The organism is Paenibacillus mesotrionivorans, from assembly GCF_046098205.1.
Classification (GTDB): domain Bacteria; phylum Bacillota; class Bacilli; order Paenibacillales; family NBRC-103111; genus Paenibacillus_AR; species Paenibacillus_AR mesotrionivorans.
The window spans coordinates 212,155-232,504 of the sequence record NZ_JBJURJ010000006.1 but is presented as its reverse complement, the minus strand read 5'-3'; the positions used below and the strand labels follow the sequence as shown (position 1 = coordinate 232,504).

Here is a 20,350-nt window from a genome sequence, read left to right as displayed (position 1 = left end):
GGGATCCTGTGTCCGTGAAATAACGAAAACGCCCGCTTACCTCAAAATAGCGGAACGTCGGTCCGGATAATTTCCCTGCATGAGCCTTCGATTGACGCCATTTCTGGCGGAGGTCGGAGGCTTTTGTGTGGAGCCCGACGAATGAGTAGCTAGAGAAAGCAGATGCATGAACCGATTCCGGCAGGTGATTAAAGAACAGGAGGATGAGGTTATGCCGAATATATGGACGCATATCATTTTTGGCCAGGAGGCGCTGCGGGCGGTAGGCCAAGCGGATTGGCTGGAACGGGAGGAGGACAGCAGGCTGTTTTCATGGGGATGCCAAGGACCGGATCCGCTGTTCTATTACCGTTTTCTGCCCTGGAGCAAGGACAAGCGGATGGATACCCTGGGAAACCTGATGCATGAGGAGCAATGCGGGCCTTTCCTTATGGAGCTGCTCCGAAAGGCGGGGCAGCCGGAGGGGGGGCGATTGCGGCCCTACGCGGCGGGTTTTCTGCTGCATCATATTCTCGACCGCAATGCCCATCCTTATATTTTTGCCAAGTCAGGCTTTAAGAAATGGAACCACCAGCGGTTCGAAATTATTCTAGACACCATAGTTGCGCGGAGGATGAGGGGGATCGATACGTGGAAAACTCCCGTCTGGCGGGGGCTTGCTTTGCCCCGGGACAGTGTGTTGTTCCAGGAAGTGCCGAATGTTCTATCGGAGCTGGCGGCGAAATTTTATTCGGAGGCTACGGGAGAGGTGAAAGTCCGCCAATGGCAGGAGAGCTTTCGGGATATGCTGCTGGCGCTGAAGCTGTTCCATGATCCCACGGGAGCCAAGCGGGTTCTGACGGCAGGGCAAATCACCCCTTTTGTCTACAAACGGGAGAATCCGCCTTTGGATTATTGCAATGTGGAAAGGAAGTCCTGGCGGGACCCTGCCGAAGAGGGGGTTGTGCACCAGACTGGCTTCTGGGATCATTGGCAGACTGCCATGGAGGAGGCGGGCAAGCTGCTGCCTTTGGCGCTGGAGGTAATGGAGCCAGGAGACAGCAACGCCACAACCGAAGCCGAGCTGCTGTTCCTGTTGGGGAATGTCTCGTACTCGACGGGACGGGCTTGCGGGGAATGGGCCATCCGGTACGAGGATCCGCTTCCCTTCTAAGAGCAACAGCCGGAAGCAAGTATTGGGGCAGCTGCGGGTCATTTGCTTCTAACGGCGCTGAGTGCCTCTATTTGCCCCAAAAGGAGGGGCTGCCAAAAAGGCTAACGGAAGCAGAAGCCCTTATTGGGCCCAAAAGAGCTTTCGGCGGGGCAATGAGCCCAAATAGCGGCTGTGGCCGCCGTAGATGTTTGGAAATGGTATTTTGGCCGAAATAGAGGCTCTCACCGCCATTAGAATCCTGCGTGGGCACCCGCCAGCCTCTTTTAACAAGAAGGCGCAGCAGACCCGGCGGCGGCTTTCTTGGCCTCCAGTGTGCCCTGCTCCAGATTCACGGTGCGCAGAAGCGCAATGCCCGCAAGGAAGAACAGCGCCAGCGCCAGGATGCCGTACCGGCTGGAGCCGGTGATCAGGCCCGTCGCGGCGAATACCGCCGGCCCCACCATGGAGGAGAACTTGCCGGATACGCTTAGGAATCCGAAAAACTCCGCCGTCCGGTCCGCCGGCACCAGGCGGCTGAACAAGGAGCGGGCCACGGCCTGGCTTCCGCCCTGAACGAAGCCTACCATCACGGCCAGCAGATAAAAATGGGTGGCACTGGTCATAAAGTAGCCCAGCAGCACAATCAGCAAATAGATGCTGAGGCTGATGTAGAGGGCGGGTTTGGCCCCCAGCCGCTCCCCCATTTTTCCGAATAGAAGGGTAAAGGGGATGCCTACAAACTGGGTGATCAGCAGGGCCATGATCAAGTCCGAGGTCCCGATGCCGATTGCTTTGCCGTAGGCGGTAGCCATAGTAATGATGGTGTTGATGCCGTCGTTGAAAAACCAATAGGCCAGAAAAAACTTCAGCAGTTGGGGATACTGCTTCAGACTCTTCAAGGTCTCCCAGGTGCGGGAGAAGCCCATGCGCGTATATTGACGGAACGGAATCGGTGCATCCGCGGTACGGTCCTTCACGTGCCGGAAGAGGGGCAGCGAAAATAGCAGCCACCAAACCGCCACACTGGCAAAGGCCAGCCGCGTACCGGCTTCACCGTCGGGCAGACCGAAAAGCCCGGGCTTTTGAATCATGAGCAGATTTACCACCAGGAGCAGTCCACCGCCAACATAGCCGTAAGCAAACCCCTTGGAGGAGATGTATTCCCGCTTCTGCTCCTCCGGAACCAGGTCCGGCAGCAGAGCATCATAGAAGCTGTTGCCTCCGGAAAAGCCTACCGTACCCAGCACGAACAGCAAAGACGCCGCCAGATAGTCCCCCTGCCCGATAAACACGAACAGAAACGAAGCGGCGATGCCCAGATAGGAGAAGCCTCTGAGAAAAAACATCTTCTTCCCGGCATAATCCGCGGCAGCCCCCAGCACCGGAGCCAATATTGCCACCAGCAGCATGCCCGCAGCCTGGGTCAGGCCCCAATAGGAGGCGGAGGTGCTGGAGGACAGCCCCTTGGAGGCCACCTCAATATAAAAAATCGGCAGAACGGCGGCCATCATGGTGGTGGCAAAAGCAGAATTGGCCCAATCGTACATCATCCACGCGCGTACAGCTCTGGGGTTCATACGGATCTCTCCTGTCGGTGAATTCGTTCAACTTTCCTTCAGAATATCACCGGAATGTTCGAACTATATCAACGGAATTCATGATAGAATAGGATGCTGGTAAAATTTTTATTTTTTTCGTTGCGATTAGGGAATTGAACCATACAAGGAGGGGTAAGCACGTGATATCCCAAGTGAATGAATATCAGGACGGGCCTTACCGGATGCTGGAGTTATTCGAGGCTTCCACAGAAACCACCTTGCGCCTTTGCCCCGAGCGGGGAGGCATTGCCACGGGTTATGCCCCCGGAGGGAACGAGGTGTTTTATTTGGACCGGGGAACCTTCCTCGACCCCAATGCCAATATCCGCGGTGGCAATCCGGTGCTGTTCCCCATCAGCGGCCAATTGGCGGACGGGGCGTATGAGTGGCAGGGACAACGCTACGCCATGAAGAATCACGGGCTGGCGCGGACCTCCCCGTGGACGGTGGAGGAGACGGGGGTATCGGCTGACGGGGAGCCGTACGCGGTACTGGGGCTGGAATCTACGTCGGACATGCTGGCTTCCTATCCGTTTGCCTTCAAGCTGGTCTTTACCTACCGGGTCCAAAAGGGAGCGCTTGTCATTGAACAGGAGTATCAGAACCTGTCTGATGCGCGGATGCCGGTGTATCCGGGCTTCCATCCTTATTTTGCCGCGGCCGAGAAGGATCTGGTTTATGAAACGGATGCATCACGTTATATGGATTACAACGACGGTAGCGTAAAGCCGTTTACCGGACGTCTGGATATCGGTCCGCTGAAGGAGGCGGTGGCGCTTCTGGATGCAGGGGAGCCGCGGATTGCCTTCTGCCTGCCCGGAACGGGGCGGAGGATCGAAATGGAGTATTCCCGCCACTTCCGCTATGTGGTGATTTGGACTGTTCCGGGTGCGGAATTTATCTGTGTGGAACCATGGATGGGCCTTACCGGGGAATTGAACCGGGGAGGGGATCTGGTATGGATTGAGCCGGGGGACATTCTGGCTGCCCGGCTTGTCATCAGAGCGGAGGATGCAGGATTTCCCGGCTGAGCATATGAAACCTTCACAAGCTCCTTTACGTTATATTAAGCATGACCCAAACGGGGTAAATCATTAACGGATGCGGGAGGCTGGAAAACAATGAAGGTAGTCATTATGGAAAAAACAGAAGCAGGCGAGCTGGTGGCACTGGATGCAAGAGACTGGAACGATCAGATGATCGCCCTGATGAATCATGCCAATTATCTGCTGATCAACGGCAAGGAATATGAAATGGTGGAAGGCCGGTTGAATATCAACGAACCCTATATGGAGGTTCTGGTGCTGGCCGTGAAGCAGGAAGCGGCCGAAACGGCGGAGGGGTAAGACGCCTTGCGCCAATCCGTAAGGAAGAACCGGACCGGATACACCGGTGCGGTGAAAGGAGAATGAATCTATGAATCATCAAGACGAAAATAGACAGCCTGCTGTTCCCGGGGAGATCCAATCCCATACGGGATTGCCCCGCAGCGCCGGAGATTCCTCCGAAGCGTCTGACAGAGCGGTGCGGCTTCCCGTTAAGGTGTTGTCCACCTCATTGGGTATGACCTTGGCGGCCCATATGCTTCTGGCCCCGGGATTGCTGATGGGGGGCAGCGGCGCATTCGCAGCGGAAACAGCCCAGCCTACCCTGTCGGAATGGTCTACGGAAGAGGTAAAGGCTTATTATGACGCCAGTGTGGACTGGAGTCTGCCTGCCCTCCCCGAAGAGGAACTGCAGGGGGTTGTTCCCCAGATGCAGGCCAATACCGGAACCGGCGGAGCCTCAGGCTCCACAGGCGGCGGAAACACGACGATTATCCACCAGGGCAGCAGCTTTGGATGGGATGACATGCTTCTGTACCACCTGCTGTTCAACAGCGGGGGTTCATATTCGTCGGGAAGATGGCACCAAAGCTATCCTTCCTACGATGCCAGAACCAATCAGCCGTATCAGCCCAAGACTTATTCAGCGGGTACGTTCCAGAACAAGCAGGTTCCGGGCAGCAATGTGAAGCCCAAAACCAGCGTATCCAGCGGCTCATTCAACACCAAGTCCGGCAGCATCAATAAGGCTACGGCGTCCAAATCGGGAACAACCTCCGGGTCTTCCTCCGGCTCCAGTAATTCGGGAACCTCCGGAACATCGGCAGGAACCGGAACCAAACCGGCAACAGGCCAATCCTCCTCGGCCAGCAAGCCGGCAGATAATGCAACGAAATCATCTACCGGGAGCTCTACCTCTTCCGGGTCAACTTCAAGCGGAAGCTCATCGTCCGTCGACAGCAGCAAATCATCGTCATCATCCTCTTCATCGAGTAAATCGTCGTCATCGTCGTCTTCCAGCTCCAGCAAATCCTCGTCCTCCGGCAGCATCGGCGGGAAGTCCAGCGGCTTTTCCGGCAGCAGCAGCTCCGGCAGCTGATGAAGGCTAGGGCAGGAACTTCAAAACGGAGGAGACGGTAAAGCATGAGCTTTCAGGTGGTAGGCCAACCCGCAGAGGACAGGGCGCAGCGGGTACAGCAGCTGAAGGAAATGGGCTTCGGCTGGGCGGATCTGGAGGAAGAGGCGTATTGGGTGGATCAGGCGGTAGCCATGGACCCGCGGGTCTGGGAGGAGCTGCAGGATGCATGCCAGCTGCTTTGGGGCATCTTCGACAAAGCCGCGCGTTTCGTCCACGGCAGACGGGATATGTATGAGCTCCTGTCTATACCGGAGGTGCTCTGGGATGGGCTGGACGCCGTTCCCCCGGAGGAGCCGGGGCTGCTCTCCCGTTATGCCCGATTCGATTTTAGCGTGGGGCTTGGCGGAACTATCAAGCTCATGGAGCTGAACGCGGATACGCCTACGGGCTATGTGGAGTCCTCTGTGGCAACACCGTGGATGTGCAGCCAGCATGGCCTGTGGACGCCGAATACCGGCATGGCCAGGCAGGTGCAGCGGGCCTTTGCGGAGGCGCCTCCCGCTTATGCGGCCTGCATCGCCTACGGCAAACACGAGGAGGACAGCGGCACCATCGATATGCTGGTCCGGCATATGGAGCAGCCTGTCATCTGTGTGGACACCCTTGACCTGTGGGTGGATGAGGGAGTTTTGCGGGACGCGTCCGGCCAGGCCATCGACAGCTTATTCGCCCTTTACCCCAAGGAATGGATGGGGGTCGATGACGGCGGAGAGGCCTTGGCGTACAGCATTGAAACCGGACAGCTCCGGATACTCAATTCTCCCCATGCGGTGATCCTCCAGTCCAAAGGCCTGCAGGCGGTGATTTGGGGCCTGCATGAGCTGAAGGCTCCGTTTTTTAGCGAAACCGAGCATGACGCCATTGAAGCCTATATGCTGCCTACCTATAACGAGCCTGTTTTACACGGCGATTATGTGGAGAAATCCATGTTTGGCCGGGAGGGCGGCTCCGTGCGGATGTACGGCGCGGAAGGCGGGATGGAGATAAAGGACCAGGACGGCTTTGATACCAGTGTCTTTTTCCGGCCGGTGTACCAGGCGCGTGCCGATTTGCCCCGCGTCCGGCTGCATGACGGAGAATATCATCTGTTAACCGGTGTGTTCATGATTCACGGGGAAGCCTGCGGCCTGCTGGGCCGGGCGGGCGGACTGATTACGGGAAACTCCAGCCGTTTTGTGGCGATGGGAGTGAGGAAGGATTGAGCTATATGATAGCCAACTCAAACGAAAGAAGGAAAAGCGGCGGCTGGCGTCCCGTGAAGCGGATGCTGATGGGCGCATTGGTACTGGTGCTGGCCGGCGGTATGGCCGCAGGCTGCGGGCAGGATTCCGGGAAAAGCGCCTCCTCCAGCAAGGCCAAGTCGGCTGCCGCGGCAGGCAGCTCCACGGTGCCGTGGGATTATAAGGTGGAGGAAGCCAAGGTTGGCGATCTGGTGGGTTCGGATATGACCATTTCCCCCAACAACCAGCTTCTGCCCAATGACGATAACTACGCCACAGGAGACAAAGTATGGGTGATGTCGTACATGACCGCGGAAATGAAAACCGCTTCCGACGGCCAGAACAGCGTCAATTTGTCCCAGTGGGCCCCCCTCAAAAGCTACCGGACCGCAGATGCGGCCCAGACGGATCTTGCCGGGCTTAAGGTCCAGCTGAAAACGGAAGTGGATCTGGTGGGCGTCTACAAAACCGACTACCAGGGCAAGTCCAGGTATTTTGCGGTCATTACGCTTCCTACCGGCAACAGCGTCAAGCAGCCGATTCCGGAGGAGCGTTATAAGAGTATGAAGGAGCAAAAAACGGTAAAGGTCATGCTGGAGGAAGTCCATGACTTCGGCGATTATGACTTGGCTATGGCAAAATTCAGGGGGTGGGCGGACTAATGGTAGCAGTTAATATTATCATCAGCGTGGCAGTAATTATTGTTTTGCAATTTATTGGGATGCTGGTATTCAATTGGATGACTCCGTTTAATGACATGGAGGAGCTGCGCAAGGGGAATGTAGCGGTAGGTTTGGCCATGGGCGGCAAATTTTTGGGAACGGCAATTATCCTGGGGGTTTCCGCCTTCACCAACAGCACCATCTGGCATATGGCCTTGTGGTTTGCGGTAGGCTACGTCTGCCTGCTGGCAGCATATTGGGTGCTGGAACTGGTTACACCCAAGCTTACCCTTCATGAGCAGCTGCAAAAAGGCAACGTGGCTGTCGGCATTCTGCTGGCCTCCGTTTACGTGGGCATGGGCTTTTCCGTCAGCAGCCTGATTATCTAATATGTGGGCTCAAAGCAAATAAGCTGTCCCCGAGGTCATTCCTATGACCGAAGGGACAGCTTTTTTGTTATTTATGCTGCCCGTGTTTTGCAAACCAAATCCGTAGGAGCGGGAACTCTGCAGGAATGCTAACGGAACTGGGAAGCACGTAGCGGCTGGAAATGGACCAATTTGTTTTCTATCGGAACTCAGCGTACCTAAGAGCACATTTTGCAGTCCAATTGGTCAGCTAAGCAGGCTAAGCGTCGTTCAGTTCCGTTAACGCGGCCAAATAGCGGATTTTGGCCTCTAAGGTCCGCTGAGTTCCGCTGAGTTCCGCTGAGTTCCGTTAGCGCGTTTGCCCAGGTGTGAAAACGGTTCGATATGCGGTGAAAATGGTTCCATTACCGGCAACCGTTCTCCCCAAAACGGAGTCCGGCGTCCCACACGGGGGAAGGCTGTTGTCCGGTAAAATGAAAGCGTAAACAATGAGAAGGGCAGGTGAGTGTATGAGGGGGCTGCCAACGGAAGGGACTGAGCAGGGTAAGCCGCTACTGGTAAAGCGGCAGCCGGGAGCGGGCAAGCTGCAGAACAAGCATAAGCTGTTTTTGATGGCCTTTCCGTTTCTGGTTATTACGTTTATCTTCTATTATTTACCGATAAGCGGCTGGATTTATGCTTTCTATGACTACATACCGGGTATACCGCTGAAGGATACGCCGTTTGCCGGGCTCAAATGGTTTAAGTCCATCGTCGCCAACCCCACCCAAACGGCCGAGGTCCTCCGGGTGATGAAAAACACGCTGGCCATGAGCTCCCTGGGGATTGTCACCTCGTTTTTGCCTCTCATCTTCGCCATTCTGCTGGCCGAAATCCGGCATGGCTGGTACCGCAAGCTGGCGCAGACGCTGACCACCATTCCCAATTTCATCAGCTGGATTCTGGTGTATGCCTTGGCTTTCTCCCTTTTTTCCGTGGATAACGGTGTCATTACCGCTCTGCTGGCCCGGTTGGGGATGGTGCCGGAGGATTACAACTTCCTGGCCTCCTCCTCCCACATTTGGCTCAAAATGATCATCTGGTACTGGTGGAAATCCCTGGGCTGGGGAGCCATCCTGTATCTGGCGGCGATTGCAGGCATCGACCAGGATCTCTACGAGGCGGCGGAAACCGACGGCGCGGGACGCTTCCGCAAAATCTGGCATATTACCGTGCCCGGCCTGATGCCCACCTTTTTCGTGCTGCTGCTGTTGTCCATCGGGAATTTTGTAAATAACGGCATGGAGCAATACTTTGCCTTCCAGAACGCCATGAACAAGGATTCCATCGAGGTGCTGGACCTGTACGTGTACAATATCGCCTTCGCCAACAACTTTCCCTTCGCCACCGCCGTCAGCATGCTGAAATCCATCATAAGCGTGTTTCTGCTGTTCACCGCCAATACACTCTCCAAGGCAGTCCGGGGCGAATCCATTATTTAAACGGAAAGGGGGAGGACACATGCGCAGGAAAACGACGGCGGGTGAGGTGGGGTTCCAGATATGCCTGTATCTGTTCTTCGGCATTTTTACCTTAAGCTGCCTGTATCCGTTCTATTATCTGTTCATCAATACGGTCAGCGCCAATGATTTGTCGGCGGCGGGTGAAATTAAATTTTACCCGCGCGGCATCCACTTCGGCAATTATGTGAAGGTTCTGGCCATCAGCGGGCTCAGCCATGCCGCCGTAGTGTCCATATATCGCACGGTCTGCGGCACTCTGCTTACGGTGGCCTCATCCGCCTTTCTCGGCTACCTTTTCACCAAAAACGAAATGTGGGGACGCCGCATCTGGTACCGGTTCATCATTGTTACCATGTACTTCAGCGCCGGGCTGATTCCCTGGTACATCACCATGAACAACCTGCATTTGACCAACAATTATCTGGCATACATTCTACCGACGATTATTACACCCTTCAATATTATTCTGGTTAAAACCTTCATCGAAGCCATTCCGCCGGCTTTGGAGGAATCTGCAGCTATGGACGGGGCGGGTTACTTGCGCTGCTTTGGCAGCATTATGGTGCCGCTAATTATGCCGATTCTGGCCACCATCACCATCTTCTCCGCCGTTAACCAATGGAACTCCTTTGTGGACACGGCCTTCCTGATGACGAATACCAAATACTTCACCCTGCAATTCCTCCTGTGGCGCTATCTTAACGAGTCCAGCTCCTTGGCGGCGCTCATTCGTAGCTCCCCCGACATGGCGGCCAGCGTGGCCAATATGCAGACGCCCACTTCCGTCCGGATGACCGTCACCATGATCGTGGTGCTGCCCATTTTGATTGTGTACCCGTTTTTCCAACGGTTCTTCGTCAAGGGAATCTTGATCGGCGCCGTAAAGGGGTGAGCGGAAAATTGGAGGGGGAGCGGCCTTCAACCGAGCTAACCATCTGGCTAACTAACGGGGCAAACCGCGCGTGCGAACCGATCATGCTAACCAACTGTGCTAACCAACTGTGCTAACCAACTGTGCTAACCGATTGAGCGAACCGACTGTGCTAACCAACTGTGCTAACCGATTGAGCGAACCGACTGTGCTAACCAACTGTGCTAACCGATTGAGCGAACCGACTGTGCTAACCAACTGTGCTAACCGATTGAGCGAACCGACTGTGCTAACCAACTGTGCTAACCGATTGAGCGAACCGACCATGTAAATCGACCGAGCTAAACGACCGAGCAAATCGCCTGTGTAAATCGACCTAGCAAACCGACTGGGCTAGCTAACCAGGCTAACGGCGGTCAGCGCCGCTATTTCGGCTAAATCGGCCCCTCAAAAATTCTAACGGCGGCCAGAGCCGCTATTTGAGTCAGCGAGGCCTCAAAAACCCGGTTTTCCACCAAATAACGGCGCTCACTTCCGTTAGATTTTCAAATTGCCACTTTTGGCGCAAATAAGGGCTGTGGCTTCCGTTAGAATCCCTCCCTTGGCTGGGCGGCCATCGCCCGTGCGAAGCGGCCCCCAGCCGTGCTAGAATGTCCGCCACCCATGCGAAAATGTCCGCCGGACGCCCACATATGGAAACCGGTTTTGCGAAAATAAAACACCATCCGTCTGGAAATGGTCGCAGGGAGCCGTCTAAAACGGCCGCAGCGGGCGTCATCCCGCCACAAACTTGTTTACTGGGTTTTGCTCCCGCCGCTGGAGGTGGAACGGAGGTATGCCGGCTGGTCCCAACGGGCCTGTCCCCGGCTTCCGTCCTAGCCTGGCCGGGGGGTTGATTCGATAGCCAGACCGCAAGAGAAGTTGAACCATATGAAGAGACTGCGGCGGAATCATTTCCACACCCGCAGCTCCCAAGGGAGGCAAAAAAACGATGAAGGTCAAACAGGCAATGCTTGTTCTGCTGGCCGCCGCCACAACCACAGTGGTGGGTGCTTGCAGCAAGGACGACAAGGCGGGGGAATCTCCAGCCGCCACGGCCAGTCCGGCAGCATCGGGCGCAGCTGCGACCCCCACACCGGGTGCGTCGAGCAGTACTGGGCTGGACCGCTCCAAGCCGCTGAAGCTTACCGTGTTCTCCACCACGGCCAACTATGCCGGACCCCAAACCGGCTGGTTTGCCAAAACCATTAAGGATAAGTTCAACATCGAGATGGATATTGTAGCCTCCAACCTGACCGGCGGCGACACCAAGATATCCGCCATGATGGCGTCGGGCAACCTGGGCGACATTATTGTGTTCGGGGATGACAAGAACCACTATCCCAATGCCATCAAGGGCAATCTGCTGCTGGACTGGACCAAGGACGGCCTGCTGGACAAGTACGGCGGCGATATTGTGAAGACCTTCCCCAAGGCAATCCAGAAAGCCAAGGTAGCCTTTGGCGGAGGTTCGGCGGTCTACGGCATCGGCAACAATGTGGCGACCAACCCCACCGGACCCTCGGAGGGCAAGGATATGACCTGGGGGCCGGACCTGCGCTGGGACCTGTACCAGAAGGCCGGGGCACCTGCCATCAATTCCGTGGACGACTATCTCTCCGTACTTAAGAAGATGCAGGAGCTGGAGCCCAAAACCGCACAAGGCAAAAAAACCTACGCCTTCTCCCTCTGGTCCGACTGGGACGGCAACTACAAGATGACCCTGGCCAAGCAATTTGCCAATATGTTCGGCTATGATGAAATTCCCGAAACCGCTGTTTACGTCAAAGCGGACGAAGAGAAATATTATGATTTTCTCTCTGAGGAAAGCTGGTACATGAAATCCCTGAAGCTCTATTTCCAAGCCAATCAGCAGGGCCTTCTGGACCCGGACTCCCTGACCCAGAAATTCGATGATGTGGTGGCCAAATACAAGGAGGGGCGTGTCCTGTTCTCCTGGTTCCCGTGGCTGGGTGCCGCCAACTACAACACGCCGGAACGCACGGCGGAGGGCAAGGGTTTTGCCCTGGTGCCCTTCAAGGGCGAGCTGATGTATTCTACCGGCTTTAACGTGTACGGCGGCAACGGCATTATCGCCATTGGGTCCAAGGCCAAGGAGCCGGCCCGGATTATGGAATTTATCAACTGGATGTACACCCCGGAGGGGGCTATGCTGTCGGCAGGCAGCGGTACCGCCATTCCCAACGGGCCGAAGGGGCTTACCTGGGATATTAACTCCAGCGGCAAACCGGTTATTACCGATTTTGGCTGGAAAGCCTTCGCCGACCAGCAGGGCACGAAGATTCCCGAGGATTACGGCGGCGGCGACTTCTATTACGGCTCCAACCAGATGAACTTCTCCTTTGTGGTGCCGGCCATGGTAAATCCGCAGACTAATGAGCCTTACGACCATAATTTGTGGAAAACCACACTGGAGCGCAATCCCAACAAGCTGGAAAGCTCCTGGCGTGAAAAAATGGGCGTGCTGACCGCCAAGGAATATTTCGAGAAGAACAAGCAGCTCGCCGTTGCGCCTCAAGGCTTCACCGGCAAGGAGCCGCTCACCATGGACAAAACGCTGGAGCAGAAGAACAAGCAAATCGGCACAGTGATTCAGCAAATGTCCTGGAAGATGGTGTTCGCCAAGGATCAGGCCGAATACGACAAGCTGAACAAGGAAATGCATGATAAGGTAAACGGGCTGGGCTATGCCGAGGTGCTGGACTTCTCCGTCAAAAAAGCACAGGAGCTGTTTGAAGCCCGCAAAAGCGTGAAATAAGCAGCAAGCGTAAACCCTTTGGAAGATCAGATCCCGGCACTGTCCGGTTCGTCTGATCTTCTATATTTTCCACCATATTCCATATAAGTATGGTATTCTGGAGCCAGGGGCTGTCTTACAACACCGAAGGGAGTTAACGGGATGAACATCAGGCACAGACGTGCGGGTCCGTCCCGCCCGCGGGTGAAGTCCTTGAGGAAGGTACTGATTTGGCATTTCCTGGCCGCAGCGCTGCTTCCCCTGATTGTGACTGGGGGCGCCGCTTATTATTCCATCTATTCTATCCTCTCCGGCAAGATCGCCGGGGGAATTCATGCGGGATTGGAGCAGCAGGCGTACCGGCTGGAGAATGCCTTCGATAATCTGGACTACGCCTCCAAGCAGTTTGCCCTGGATGGGCAGATTGTGGGCGAATTGTCCGAGTTCCTGCAGGAGCGGCAGATTTACCGGAAAGCCCAGCTCATGACCTCCATTACCGAAAAAATCAACCTTGTGAATTTTACCAACCCCTATATCGGGCTTACGGCTTATCTGGCTCCCGAAAGCAGAGAGCAGGTGCTGTTTACCAGCCTAAGCGCCCGCAAGGATTTCGGGTTTGAGACGCTCCCCCTCTTCATGCACTACAATGGGGCGGATTATTACGGTCCCCATCCCACCATGTATGCCGCCGGAGACAGCCGGGTTTTGTCGGAGCGCCGGGCGGTCATGGTGGACGGGATTCCGGTGTATATCTATCTGGAGACCAACTATAGTCTGCTGCGCCGGATTTTCGACCAGGACAGCTACGGAATGAAGATGCAGCATCTGCTTATCAGCCAGGATGGAGCCAACGTGTATGCCGTAAACGGCGAGCTCCCCGAAGACGTGGCCCAGGCGGCTGCACGCTCCTCCGGAAGCACCCACGAAAAATGGGGCGGCTACCACCTGTTCCGCTATTCCAGCCCCCAAGGCTGGCAGCTAGTTGCCGCTGTGAAAAACGGGGTGTTCAACCGGGAAATTTACAGCTGGGTGCTCAAGCTGGCGGTACTGGCGGTGCTGGCTTTGCTGTTCGCCGTTGCCCTGGGCGTGCTGGTCTGGCGGCGGATGTATGCGCCCCTGCGTAAGCTGAACCAGGAGATCAGCAGCATGGCGGAAAATGTAACCGCTCCCGTATCCTACACCCAAGTGGAGGAGTTCGATTATGTGCTGGGCAACTTCCAGCAGATGAAGGAGCGGATCAATGAGCTGATTCACGCCGTCGCGCAGAATGAGAAGCAGAAGCGGCAGTTTGAGGTGGAAAAGCTGCTGAGCCAGATTAATCCGCATTTTTTGCATAATACCCTCAATACGGTCCAGTGGCTGGCGCGCATGAACGGACAGCGGGACATTGACCGCCTGGTGATGCTTCTGGTGAAGGTGCTGCAATATAACCTGGGCAAAAACAGTCTCATCGTAACCATCCGGGAGGAGGTGGAGGCCATCCGCAATTATATGGAGCTTCAGCGCATCCGGTATGACTACGAATTTGACTTCCGGGTGGAGGCTGACCCGGATGCTCTCCAGGCGGCGGTTCCACGGTTTCTTCTCCAGCCGCTGGTGGAAAACTCCATTTACCACGGGATAAACGATCACGGACGGGTGGAGCTTCTTATCGCTAAACAAGGAGAGACCCGGATTTTGCTGCAGGTAAAAGACAACGGCGCGGGCATGAGCGAGGAGGAAGTAACCAGACTGTTGTCCGGCGTTTCGTCGGAATCCAAAGGTCTGGGCATCGGGTTTCCTTATGTGTCCCGTATGCTCCACACCTATTTCGGTCCGGAGATGAAGCTGGATATCCAAAGCCGGCCGGACCAGGGCACCACCGTCAGCATTCTCATTCCCCGGAAGCGAAAGGAGGAGCTGGATGATTCGAGCGGCTGTTGTGGATGACGAGCGCCTGGTGCGGAAGGGGTTTATGTCCTTGATCGATTGGGCGGCCTTCGGCGTGGAGATGGTAGGGGAGGCCGGGGACGGCAGGGAAGCGCTCCGGCTGGTGGAGTCGGAGGAGATTGATTTGCTCTTCGTGGATATTTCCATGCCGGTCATGTCGGGCTTCGAGTTGATCCGCCGCCTCCGGGAGCTTCATCCCCATATTCATTCCGTCGTGCTGACCTGCCACCATGAATTCGAATACGTGCAGGAGGCCCTGCGGCTGGGGGCCGTGGACTATATTGTGAAGACGCTCTTGGATTTGGAAAAAGCGGATGAAACCATCGGCCGGATTATGGCCCGCCTCAAGTGGGAGGAGCGGTTCCGCAGCGGCGGGCAGCGGGAGGAGGGGGACCTGTTTCCCACGGATCAGGCGGTAGTGTATGTTGCTGTGGGGACAGACGGTGACCGGGAGCTGCTCTATTCCCTTCGAACCGCAGCTCGCCCGCTGGCTGAACGGGGCAACGTTTGGATTGCTGCCCTGCGCCAGGGCTCCGGGCTGGAGGATGCGCGACAGGAGGTCCGGGAGCGATTGGGCACGGGGTGGATGACGGCTGTTCTTACGGGCGTGCAGGGGGTGGCAATGGCGGAGGCTGCCGGAGAATGCTCCGCCAGGCTTGGGCAGGCCCTGTTCTACCATCCCGAGGGGCATATGCCGCTGGTGATGCTGCCGTACCGGGAGCTGCTGGCGGCGGCGGTGCTCCGTGATCGGGAGGAGGCGGATGAGGTGCTGGAGCAAGGGGCCGAGCTGGCCTGGACCCTTGGCTCTGCCGAGCGGGTCCGCTTCCTGGAGCAGCTGTCCCGGCGGAAGCCTCATTATTCGCTGGTCCTCGCTTTTTGCCGGCGGCTGCTCGCAGACTGGGGCCCCTTCCTTCCTGACCCGGAGGAGCTGGCGGCGCTGGAGCGCGCCCTACTCGACTGCCGCAGCCTGACGGTGCTGAAGGGATGGCTGCGGCGGTTTGCGGACCTGGCGGCAGGACGGATGCTGGAGCTTGGTTTTACCCGGGAGGTAATGCAGTGTATGTTCCGGGCTGTGTGCCGGATGCGGGCCGACCTTGGCCGGAAGCTCAACCAGAATGGGGTGGCCGCCTCCGTCGGTATGAGCCGCAGCTACTTCAGCCAATGTTATGCCCGCTTTGCCGGCATTCCCTTCGGAGAGAGCCTGCGGGGCATGCGGCTGGATCACGCCCGGTTTCTGCTGCTGCATACGGAGCTGCCGGTATGGGAGATCGCCGGGCGCTCCGGGTTTGAGGATGAGCGTTATTTCGGCAGGCTGTTCCGTGAGTCTACCGGTTTTTTGCCCAGTGAATTCAGGATGAAAGGAGGAGAGAAATGATGAAATCATCCTGGCCGGGCAGGATCAAATGGCGTATAGCGGCAGCGGTGCTGCTGGCGGCTGCGTTGGCTGCGGCTTCCGGCTGCCGTGGGGAGGATGCTGCGCCGGGCGACGCCGTCAGGCCGGAGTTTTCTGCGGCCGCATCCGAGCCGGAGGCTTATGGCCGCTCCGCCAAGCCGGTCAGCCTCCGCATCGGCTTCAAAATTCCGGACTCCCACCTGATGGCGGGGGACAGCAATGACAATAATCCGGTGACCCGGTATTTGGAGAGTATTACGAATATCCGCATCAGCCACTATTGGGAGGCCAAGGGGGAGGAGGCGTATTCCCAGCGGGTGCGGATGGCCGTAGACAGCAAGGATATGCCGGACGCCATGGTGGTGGACCGGGAGCAGCTGGAGCGGCTGGTCACCGGCGGGATGGTGGAGGACCTGACGGAGGTATTCAGCCGGTACGGCTCTTCCCTGGTCAAGGACATGTACCGCTCCACAGGAGACGGAGTCCTGGCTGCGGCCTCCCGGGATGGACGGCTGTACGGGCTGCCCAATGTGGCGCTTCAGGCGGACTCCGCCACGCTCCTGTGGGTGCGCCAGGATTGGCTGAGCCGCCTTGGCTTGAGCCCGCCGGAAACGCTGGAGGACATCGAGCGGATCGCCCGGGCTTTTGTGGAGCGGGACCCGGACGGCAACGGCAAGCGGGATACGGTTGGGATCAGCGGCTACCGCAACATTGTGTACGGGCAGAAGCCCCGCATCAGCGGCTTCGATTCGGTGTTCAACGCCTTCGGCGCGTATCCGGGCAATTGGGTCCGGGACAGCGGGGGAGAAATCATCTACGGCTCTGTCGCCCCGGAGGCCAAACAAGCGCTGACCCTGCTTGCGGATTGGTACAAGCGCGGGTTAATCGATCCGGATTTCCCCCTGTACCAGGAAACCCAGGAGCCGATTGTGGCCAGCAAAGCCGGCATTTTCTTCGGGCCTTGGTGGATGCCTTTCTTTCCGCTGTCGGACGCCGTCCGCATCAATGTGAATGCGGAGTGGCGGGCATATGCCGCTCCGTTGGATGCCCAGGGCCGTTTCATCATTCACAGCGCCCCTTCAACTGACCGTTTCCTGGTGGTGCGCAAGGGTTATGAGCATCCGGAGGCGGTGGTGAAGCTGGTGAATGCCTTTACGAGGCTGGAGCGCCGGCAGGACCCCAATGAAGCAGCCAAAACCTTGGATGATTTCTCCGCCAAAACGGGGATTCAGCCCCGGGCGTATTATCCGTTTGATTTGCTGATCGATTATGCGGATGCCATTGAAACTCACTACGCAGACCTTCAGCAGGCGCTCCACGGCAAAATCGACCCCGGCAAGCTTGAGCCGGAAGCCCGGCTGCTTTATGACAGGTGGATTCTGGAGTTGGCTCAGCCCAAGAAGGATCTGGAGGGCTGGAAAGCGGTAAATGCGTATAAGTACGGTGTAGGGGTGCTGGCTTCCACACCGGGTGTGAGGGTGAAAAGCGCCTTTTATGGGATAACCCCTTCCATGCCCGGCAAGTGGAGCGAGCTGCAGCGGATGGAAAATGAGGCATTCCTGAAAATGATCGTCGGCGATTCGCCGCTGGAGGAGTTCGGCCGCTTTGTGAAGGAGTGGGAGCTGGCGGGTGGCGCTCAAATTACGGAGGAGGTGCGGCAGGCGGTTCCGGTGGATACGGAAGGGAAATTGCGGTAATATGGATGGCATAGAAAAAGCTTGCAGCAAGACTGGAGGGAGAGACTATGCCGGAAGTAGAGATGCCGCCCGAAACACCGCCGCAGACGATGAGCCGCCGTACTTTTTTGAAAACCATGGGGGGCTGGGCTCTGGGGCTGGCCGGTGTGGCCGCCTTGGGGGGAACATATGTCACTACGCTGGAGCCCCGGTGGCTTCAGGTTGTCCATACCCGGCTGGCGCTGGCCCGCATTCCTCCGGCTTTTCAGGGTATCCGGATCGCCCACTTCAGCGATGTGCATTATGAATTCCATTTTGGGCCGGGCCGTCTGAAAAGTCTTGTTAACCGGATCATGAAGGAGAAGCCGGATCTGATCTGCTTCACCGGAGATTTGGTGGACCGCAAGATTGGAACCGCAGGCAAGGAGATGTCTGACATTCTCGCCAAGCTGGAAGCGCCACTGGGGAAGTTTGCTGTCCTAGGCAACCACGACTATTATTTCAGTGACAAGGAAGTGGCGGGTGTTCTGCAGAATGCCGGCTTCCGCGTCCTCCGCAACGAATCGGTGCGTGTTGAAAGGGATGGGGCGGTGATGACCATGCTGGGGGTGGAGGATTCCAGCCGCGGGAAGCCCAACATCAAAACGGCCCTACAGGGTGTGGGCAAGGATGAATTTATGCTGCTGCTGGCCCATACGCCGGATTACGCCTTGAATACGATGGTGCATCCCATCTCTCTGCAAATGTCGGGGCACAGCCACGGCGGCCAGGTGCGGCTGCCCTTTCACGGCCCTGTGGTACGGGTGCCCGGCGCCAAACGTTACCCCGACGGCTTGTACAGGCCGCCCAACAATGACATCTTCCAGCTGTATACCAACCGGGGCGTCGGTGTAACGGGAATTCCCGTGCGCTTCTGGTGCAGGCCGGAGCTGACCATTCATACGCTGGTCTGAGCGGACAGGGCCTGAATGGATGCGCAGCCGTTTAGTAACGGGATTCGAAAGCGGGCTGAGCCACGGCCGGGAACATGATGCCCAGCCGGAGGCGTTCATCCAATGTGACGCAATCCTATCGCATATTCTCCCGTTTTTGGTGTACAATGCAGGTAATGCAATGCATACAAGCTAAAAATTGGGGGAGACGCATCATGGGGGTAAAATTCAACCGGGAATACAACGACATTATCGAAGAGCTGACGGACGCTCTGATGGATATAGAAGGCTGCCATGAATTTTTTGAGATGGAGCCGGAGGAGTGGGGCGCCATGAAAACCAGGGAGCGCCGGGATTGCCTGCGGACCCTGTCGGATGATCTGTTCTATGGCCTGGGCACCGAGTCCTTCATTGAACTGGGGGACAGCCTCATTACGTGGCACCGCCAGAACCATACGCTTACAGTGAGCTATCCCGTGAAAGCCACCCGCACCATCGGTCTGATCTAATTTGGGCTGAGGGCAGTGGGCCGAGTGAGACGGTCGGTCAGCGCGTGGTGCCCTTGGGGTACTGATCGCAAAGTCCATACGGGTGACGTGACGGATACTGGTGTCTGCTGGTGATGAGAGGCAGCGGGTATGCGATGAACCAACTGCTGGAGCCTGTTGCTGAGACTGCGGGTGTCTGTTGGTGAGGCTCCGAGCGCGTGGTGAACGGGTTGCTGGAGTCGGCTGCCGGATTGCTGGAATCTCCTAACGGAAGCCACAGCCCTTATTTGCCCCAAAAAGCCTCGTTTGGAAATCTAACGGCGGCCACAGACGCTATTTGTGGAAATTCGGCCCGTTTAGAGCTGTTTTCCGGCAAATAGAGGCGCCTGCTTCCGTTAGAATTTGGAATACCGCCTTTTTCTCCAAATAGCGGCTCTGGCTTCCGTTAGGGTAGCCGCGGACGCAACTGCAAAGGTTCGGCTGATAAAACGGCACTCTTCCGAGTAAAACCGGATTGGGCCGTTTTTTGTATGTTGCGTAAAGTTGCAATTTTGAAACTTTTTTCACAATTCGCCGTATATAACTGTATCAGCCTTTAACAAAACTAGAAATTAATTGGGACAAAGGAAACACTAGCCCAGCCTATGCTTATGAAGCCAATTTTCGCTGACGCGAAAACTTAGCTTATGCTTACGATGCTGGCTTTCCTCTCGGAAAGCCCAGCCAATGCTTACGATGCTGGCTTTCCTCTCGGAAAGCCCTCAGGAGGTGCCAACAACACATGGAGCAGCTGTTTTGGGGATGCCTTGCCTTCGGCGTGCTGTTTACGCTGGTTACGGTTGTGCTTGGGGATCTGCTCAGCTCGGCTTTGGACGGGGCGCTGGATTTTCTGTCTCTGGATTTTCTGAATCCCACGGTGCTGGCTGTCGGGATTACCGTATTTGGCGGGGCGGGCATCATGCTGGTGCAATACACGGCAATCCCGGCACTGCTTGCGGCGGTCGCGGCAGTTGCGATTGCGGCGGTTATCGGTTTCCTGGTGGGGCGCTATTATGTGAAGCCTATGAAGAACACCGAGAATTCCACGGCCTACACCATGAAAGGACTCTCCGGGCGGCTGGGCGAGGTGATTACCTCCATTCCCACAGGCGGCTGCGGCGAGGTGCTGGTGAAGGTGGGGGCGGGCAATTCCAACCATATTGCCGAAAGCTTTGACGGAAGTGCTATTCAGGCGGGGGACCGGGTCGTGGTGGTAGATGTCCGCGACGGTGTGCTGTTTGTGTCCCGCTTTGAAAATAACCTTTAAAGGAGACTGAGGT

The 20,350-nt window shown here is 56.7% G+C and carries 17 protein-coding genes; 16 read left to right on the top strand and 1 reads right to left on the bottom strand.

The features are described 5' to 3' along the window. Positions 1–211 precede the first annotated feature (211 nt). Positions 212–1,153 carry a zinc dependent phospholipase C family protein gene (locus ACI1P1_RS11015; RefSeq protein WP_416216433.1) on the top strand — a complete coding sequence of 314 codons (942 nt, stop codon included), beginning with the start codon at positions 212–214 and terminating at the stop codon, positions 1,151–1,153. Between the two features lie 263 nt (positions 1,154–1,416). On the opposite strand, the gene ACI1P1_RS11010 is transcribed toward ACI1P1_RS11015, so the two are convergent. Next, positions 1,417–2,709 carry an MFS transporter gene (locus ACI1P1_RS11010; RefSeq protein ID WP_416216432.1) on the bottom strand — a complete coding sequence of 431 codons (1,293 nt, stop codon included), beginning with the start codon at positions 2,707–2,709 and terminating at the stop codon, positions 1,417–1,419. Positions 2,710–2,870: 161 nt separating this feature from the next. Here ACI1P1_RS11010 and ACI1P1_RS11005 point away from each other — a divergent pair, with 161 nt between their 5' ends. The 15 genes from ACI1P1_RS11005 to ACI1P1_RS10935 all read left to right on the top strand — a co-directional run bounded on the left by ACI1P1_RS11005 (position 2,871) and on the right by ACI1P1_RS10935 (position 20,337). After that, positions 2,871–3,761 carry an aldose epimerase family protein gene (locus ACI1P1_RS11005; RefSeq protein WP_416216431.1) on the top strand — a complete coding sequence of 297 codons (891 nt, stop codon included), beginning with the start codon at positions 2,871–2,873 and terminating at the stop codon, positions 3,759–3,761. 90 nt (positions 3,762–3,851) lie between these two features. Continuing rightward, entirely contained in the window at positions 3,852–4,076 is a 225-nt protein-coding gene (locus ACI1P1_RS11000) for a hypothetical protein (RefSeq protein ID WP_416216430.1), read from the top strand. A 70-nt stretch (positions 4,077–4,146) separates the two neighbouring features. Next, positions 4,147–5,154 carry a hypothetical protein gene (locus tag ACI1P1_RS10995; protein ID WP_416216429.1) on the top strand — a complete coding sequence of 336 codons (1,008 nt, stop codon included), beginning with the start codon at positions 4,147–4,149 and terminating at the stop codon, positions 5,152–5,154. A 44-nt stretch (positions 5,155–5,198) separates the two neighbouring features. Next, positions 5,199–6,395, top strand: a complete 1,197-nt coding sequence (locus tag ACI1P1_RS10990; RefSeq protein WP_416216428.1) for a glutathionylspermidine synthase family protein — start codon at positions 5,199–5,201, stop codon at positions 6,393–6,395. Positions 6,396–6,400: 5 nt separating this feature from the next. Further along, a complete protein-coding gene (locus tag ACI1P1_RS10985; RefSeq protein WP_416216562.1) occupies positions 6,401–7,075 on the top strand; it encodes a signal peptide protein in 675 nt (224 codons plus the stop codon). Further along, positions 7,075–7,464, top strand: coding sequence for a DUF350 domain-containing protein (locus tag ACI1P1_RS10980; protein ID WP_416216427.1), 390 nt, complete (start codon positions 7,075–7,077; stop codon positions 7,462–7,464). Before ACI1P1_RS10985 ends, ACI1P1_RS10980 begins: the two co-directional genes overlap by 1 nt. 488 nt (positions 7,465–7,952) lie before the next feature. Further along, complete coding sequence (locus ACI1P1_RS10975) at positions 7,953–8,924, top strand: ABC transporter permease (RefSeq protein WP_416216426.1); 972 nt, start codon at positions 7,953–7,955, stop codon at positions 8,922–8,924. Between the two features lie 19 nt (positions 8,925–8,943). After that, a complete protein-coding gene (locus ACI1P1_RS10970) occupies positions 8,944–9,837 on the top strand; it encodes a carbohydrate ABC transporter permease (protein WP_416216425.1) in 894 nt (297 codons plus the stop codon). 970 nt (positions 9,838–10,807) lie between these two features. After that, the gene (locus ACI1P1_RS10965; protein ID WP_416216424.1) at positions 10,808–12,634 is read left to right on the top strand and encodes an extracellular solute-binding protein; all 1,827 of its coding nucleotides are present in this window, start codon (positions 10,808–10,810) and stop codon (positions 12,632–12,634) included. 141 nt (positions 12,635–12,775) lie between these two features. After that, entirely contained in the window at positions 12,776–14,542 is a 1,767-nt protein-coding gene (locus tag ACI1P1_RS10960) for a histidine kinase (protein WP_416216423.1), read from the top strand. Further along, positions 14,517–15,917: a response regulator transcription factor gene (locus ACI1P1_RS10955; protein WP_416216422.1), complete on the top strand. Its 1,401-nt coding sequence runs from the start codon at positions 14,517–14,519 to the stop codon at positions 15,915–15,917. Before ACI1P1_RS10960 ends, ACI1P1_RS10955 begins: the two co-directional genes overlap by 26 nt. Then, entirely contained in the window at positions 15,914–17,632 is a 1,719-nt protein-coding gene (locus tag ACI1P1_RS10950) for a type 2 periplasmic-binding domain-containing protein (RefSeq protein WP_416216421.1), read from the top strand. The genes ACI1P1_RS10955 and ACI1P1_RS10950 overlap by 4 nt, the downstream gene beginning before the upstream one ends. Before the next feature lie 47 nt (positions 17,633–17,679). After that, complete coding sequence (locus ACI1P1_RS10945) at positions 17,680–18,564, top strand: metallophosphoesterase (protein ID WP_416216420.1); 885 nt, start codon at positions 17,680–17,682, stop codon at positions 18,562–18,564. 194 nt (positions 18,565–18,758) lie between these two features. Beyond that, positions 18,759–19,052 (top strand): hypothetical protein, encoded by a 294-nt coding sequence (locus ACI1P1_RS10940; RefSeq protein ID WP_416216419.1) that lies wholly within the window; start codon positions 18,759–18,761, stop codon positions 19,050–19,052. A gap of 760 nt (positions 19,053–19,812) precedes the next feature. Further along, a complete protein-coding gene (locus tag ACI1P1_RS10935) occupies positions 19,813–20,337 on the top strand; it encodes an NfeD family protein (protein WP_416216418.1) in 525 nt (174 codons plus the stop codon). The last annotated feature ends 13 nt before the right edge of the window (positions 20,338–20,350 follow it).

Excerpts from the sequence above, each read along its gene's own strand:
- ACI1P1_RS11015 (WP_416216433.1), top strand. The coding sequence starts at position 212 with ATGCCGAATATATGGACGCATATCATTTTTGGCCAGGAGGCGCTGCGG.
- ACI1P1_RS11010 (WP_416216432.1), bottom strand. The coding sequence starts at position 2,709 with ATGAACCCCAGAGCTGTACGCGCGTGGATGATGTACGATTGGGCCAAT.
- ACI1P1_RS11000 (WP_416216430.1), top strand. The coding sequence starts at position 3,852 with ATGAAGGTAGTCATTATGGAAAAAACAGAAGCAGGCGAGCTGGTGGCA.
- ACI1P1_RS10995 (WP_416216429.1), top strand. The coding sequence starts at position 4,147 with ATGAATCATCAAGACGAAAATAGACAGCCTGCTGTTCCCGGGGAGATC.
- ACI1P1_RS10990 (WP_416216428.1), top strand. The coding sequence starts at position 5,199 with ATGAGCTTTCAGGTGGTAGGCCAACCCGCAGAGGACAGGGCGCAGCGG.
- ACI1P1_RS10985 (WP_416216562.1), top strand. The coding sequence starts at position 6,401 with ATGATAGCCAACTCAAACGAAAGAAGGAAAAGCGGCGGCTGGCGTCCC.
- ACI1P1_RS10980 (WP_416216427.1), top strand. The coding sequence starts at position 7,075 with ATGGTAGCAGTTAATATTATCATCAGCGTGGCAGTAATTATTGTTTTG.
- ACI1P1_RS10975 (WP_416216426.1), top strand. The coding sequence starts at position 7,953 with ATGAGGGGGCTGCCAACGGAAGGGACTGAGCAGGGTAAGCCGCTACTG.
- ACI1P1_RS10970 (WP_416216425.1), top strand. The coding sequence starts at position 8,944 with ATGCGCAGGAAAACGACGGCGGGTGAGGTGGGGTTCCAGATATGCCTG.
- ACI1P1_RS10965 (WP_416216424.1), top strand. The coding sequence starts at position 10,808 with ATGAAGGTCAAACAGGCAATGCTTGTTCTGCTGGCCGCCGCCACAACC.
- ACI1P1_RS10960 (WP_416216423.1), top strand. The coding sequence starts at position 12,776 with ATGAACATCAGGCACAGACGTGCGGGTCCGTCCCGCCCGCGGGTGAAG.
- ACI1P1_RS10955 (WP_416216422.1), top strand. The coding sequence starts at position 14,517 with ATGATTCGAGCGGCTGTTGTGGATGACGAGCGCCTGGTGCGGAAGGGG.
- ACI1P1_RS10950 (WP_416216421.1), top strand. The coding sequence starts at position 15,914 with ATGATGAAATCATCCTGGCCGGGCAGGATCAAATGGCGTATAGCGGCA.
- ACI1P1_RS10945 (WP_416216420.1), top strand. The coding sequence starts at position 17,680 with ATGCCGGAAGTAGAGATGCCGCCCGAAACACCGCCGCAGACGATGAGC.
- ACI1P1_RS10940 (WP_416216419.1), top strand. The coding sequence starts at position 18,759 with ATGGGGGTAAAATTCAACCGGGAATACAACGACATTATCGAAGAGCTG.
- ACI1P1_RS10935 (WP_416216418.1), top strand. The coding sequence starts at position 19,813 with ATGGAGCAGCTGTTTTGGGGATGCCTTGCCTTCGGCGTGCTGTTTACG.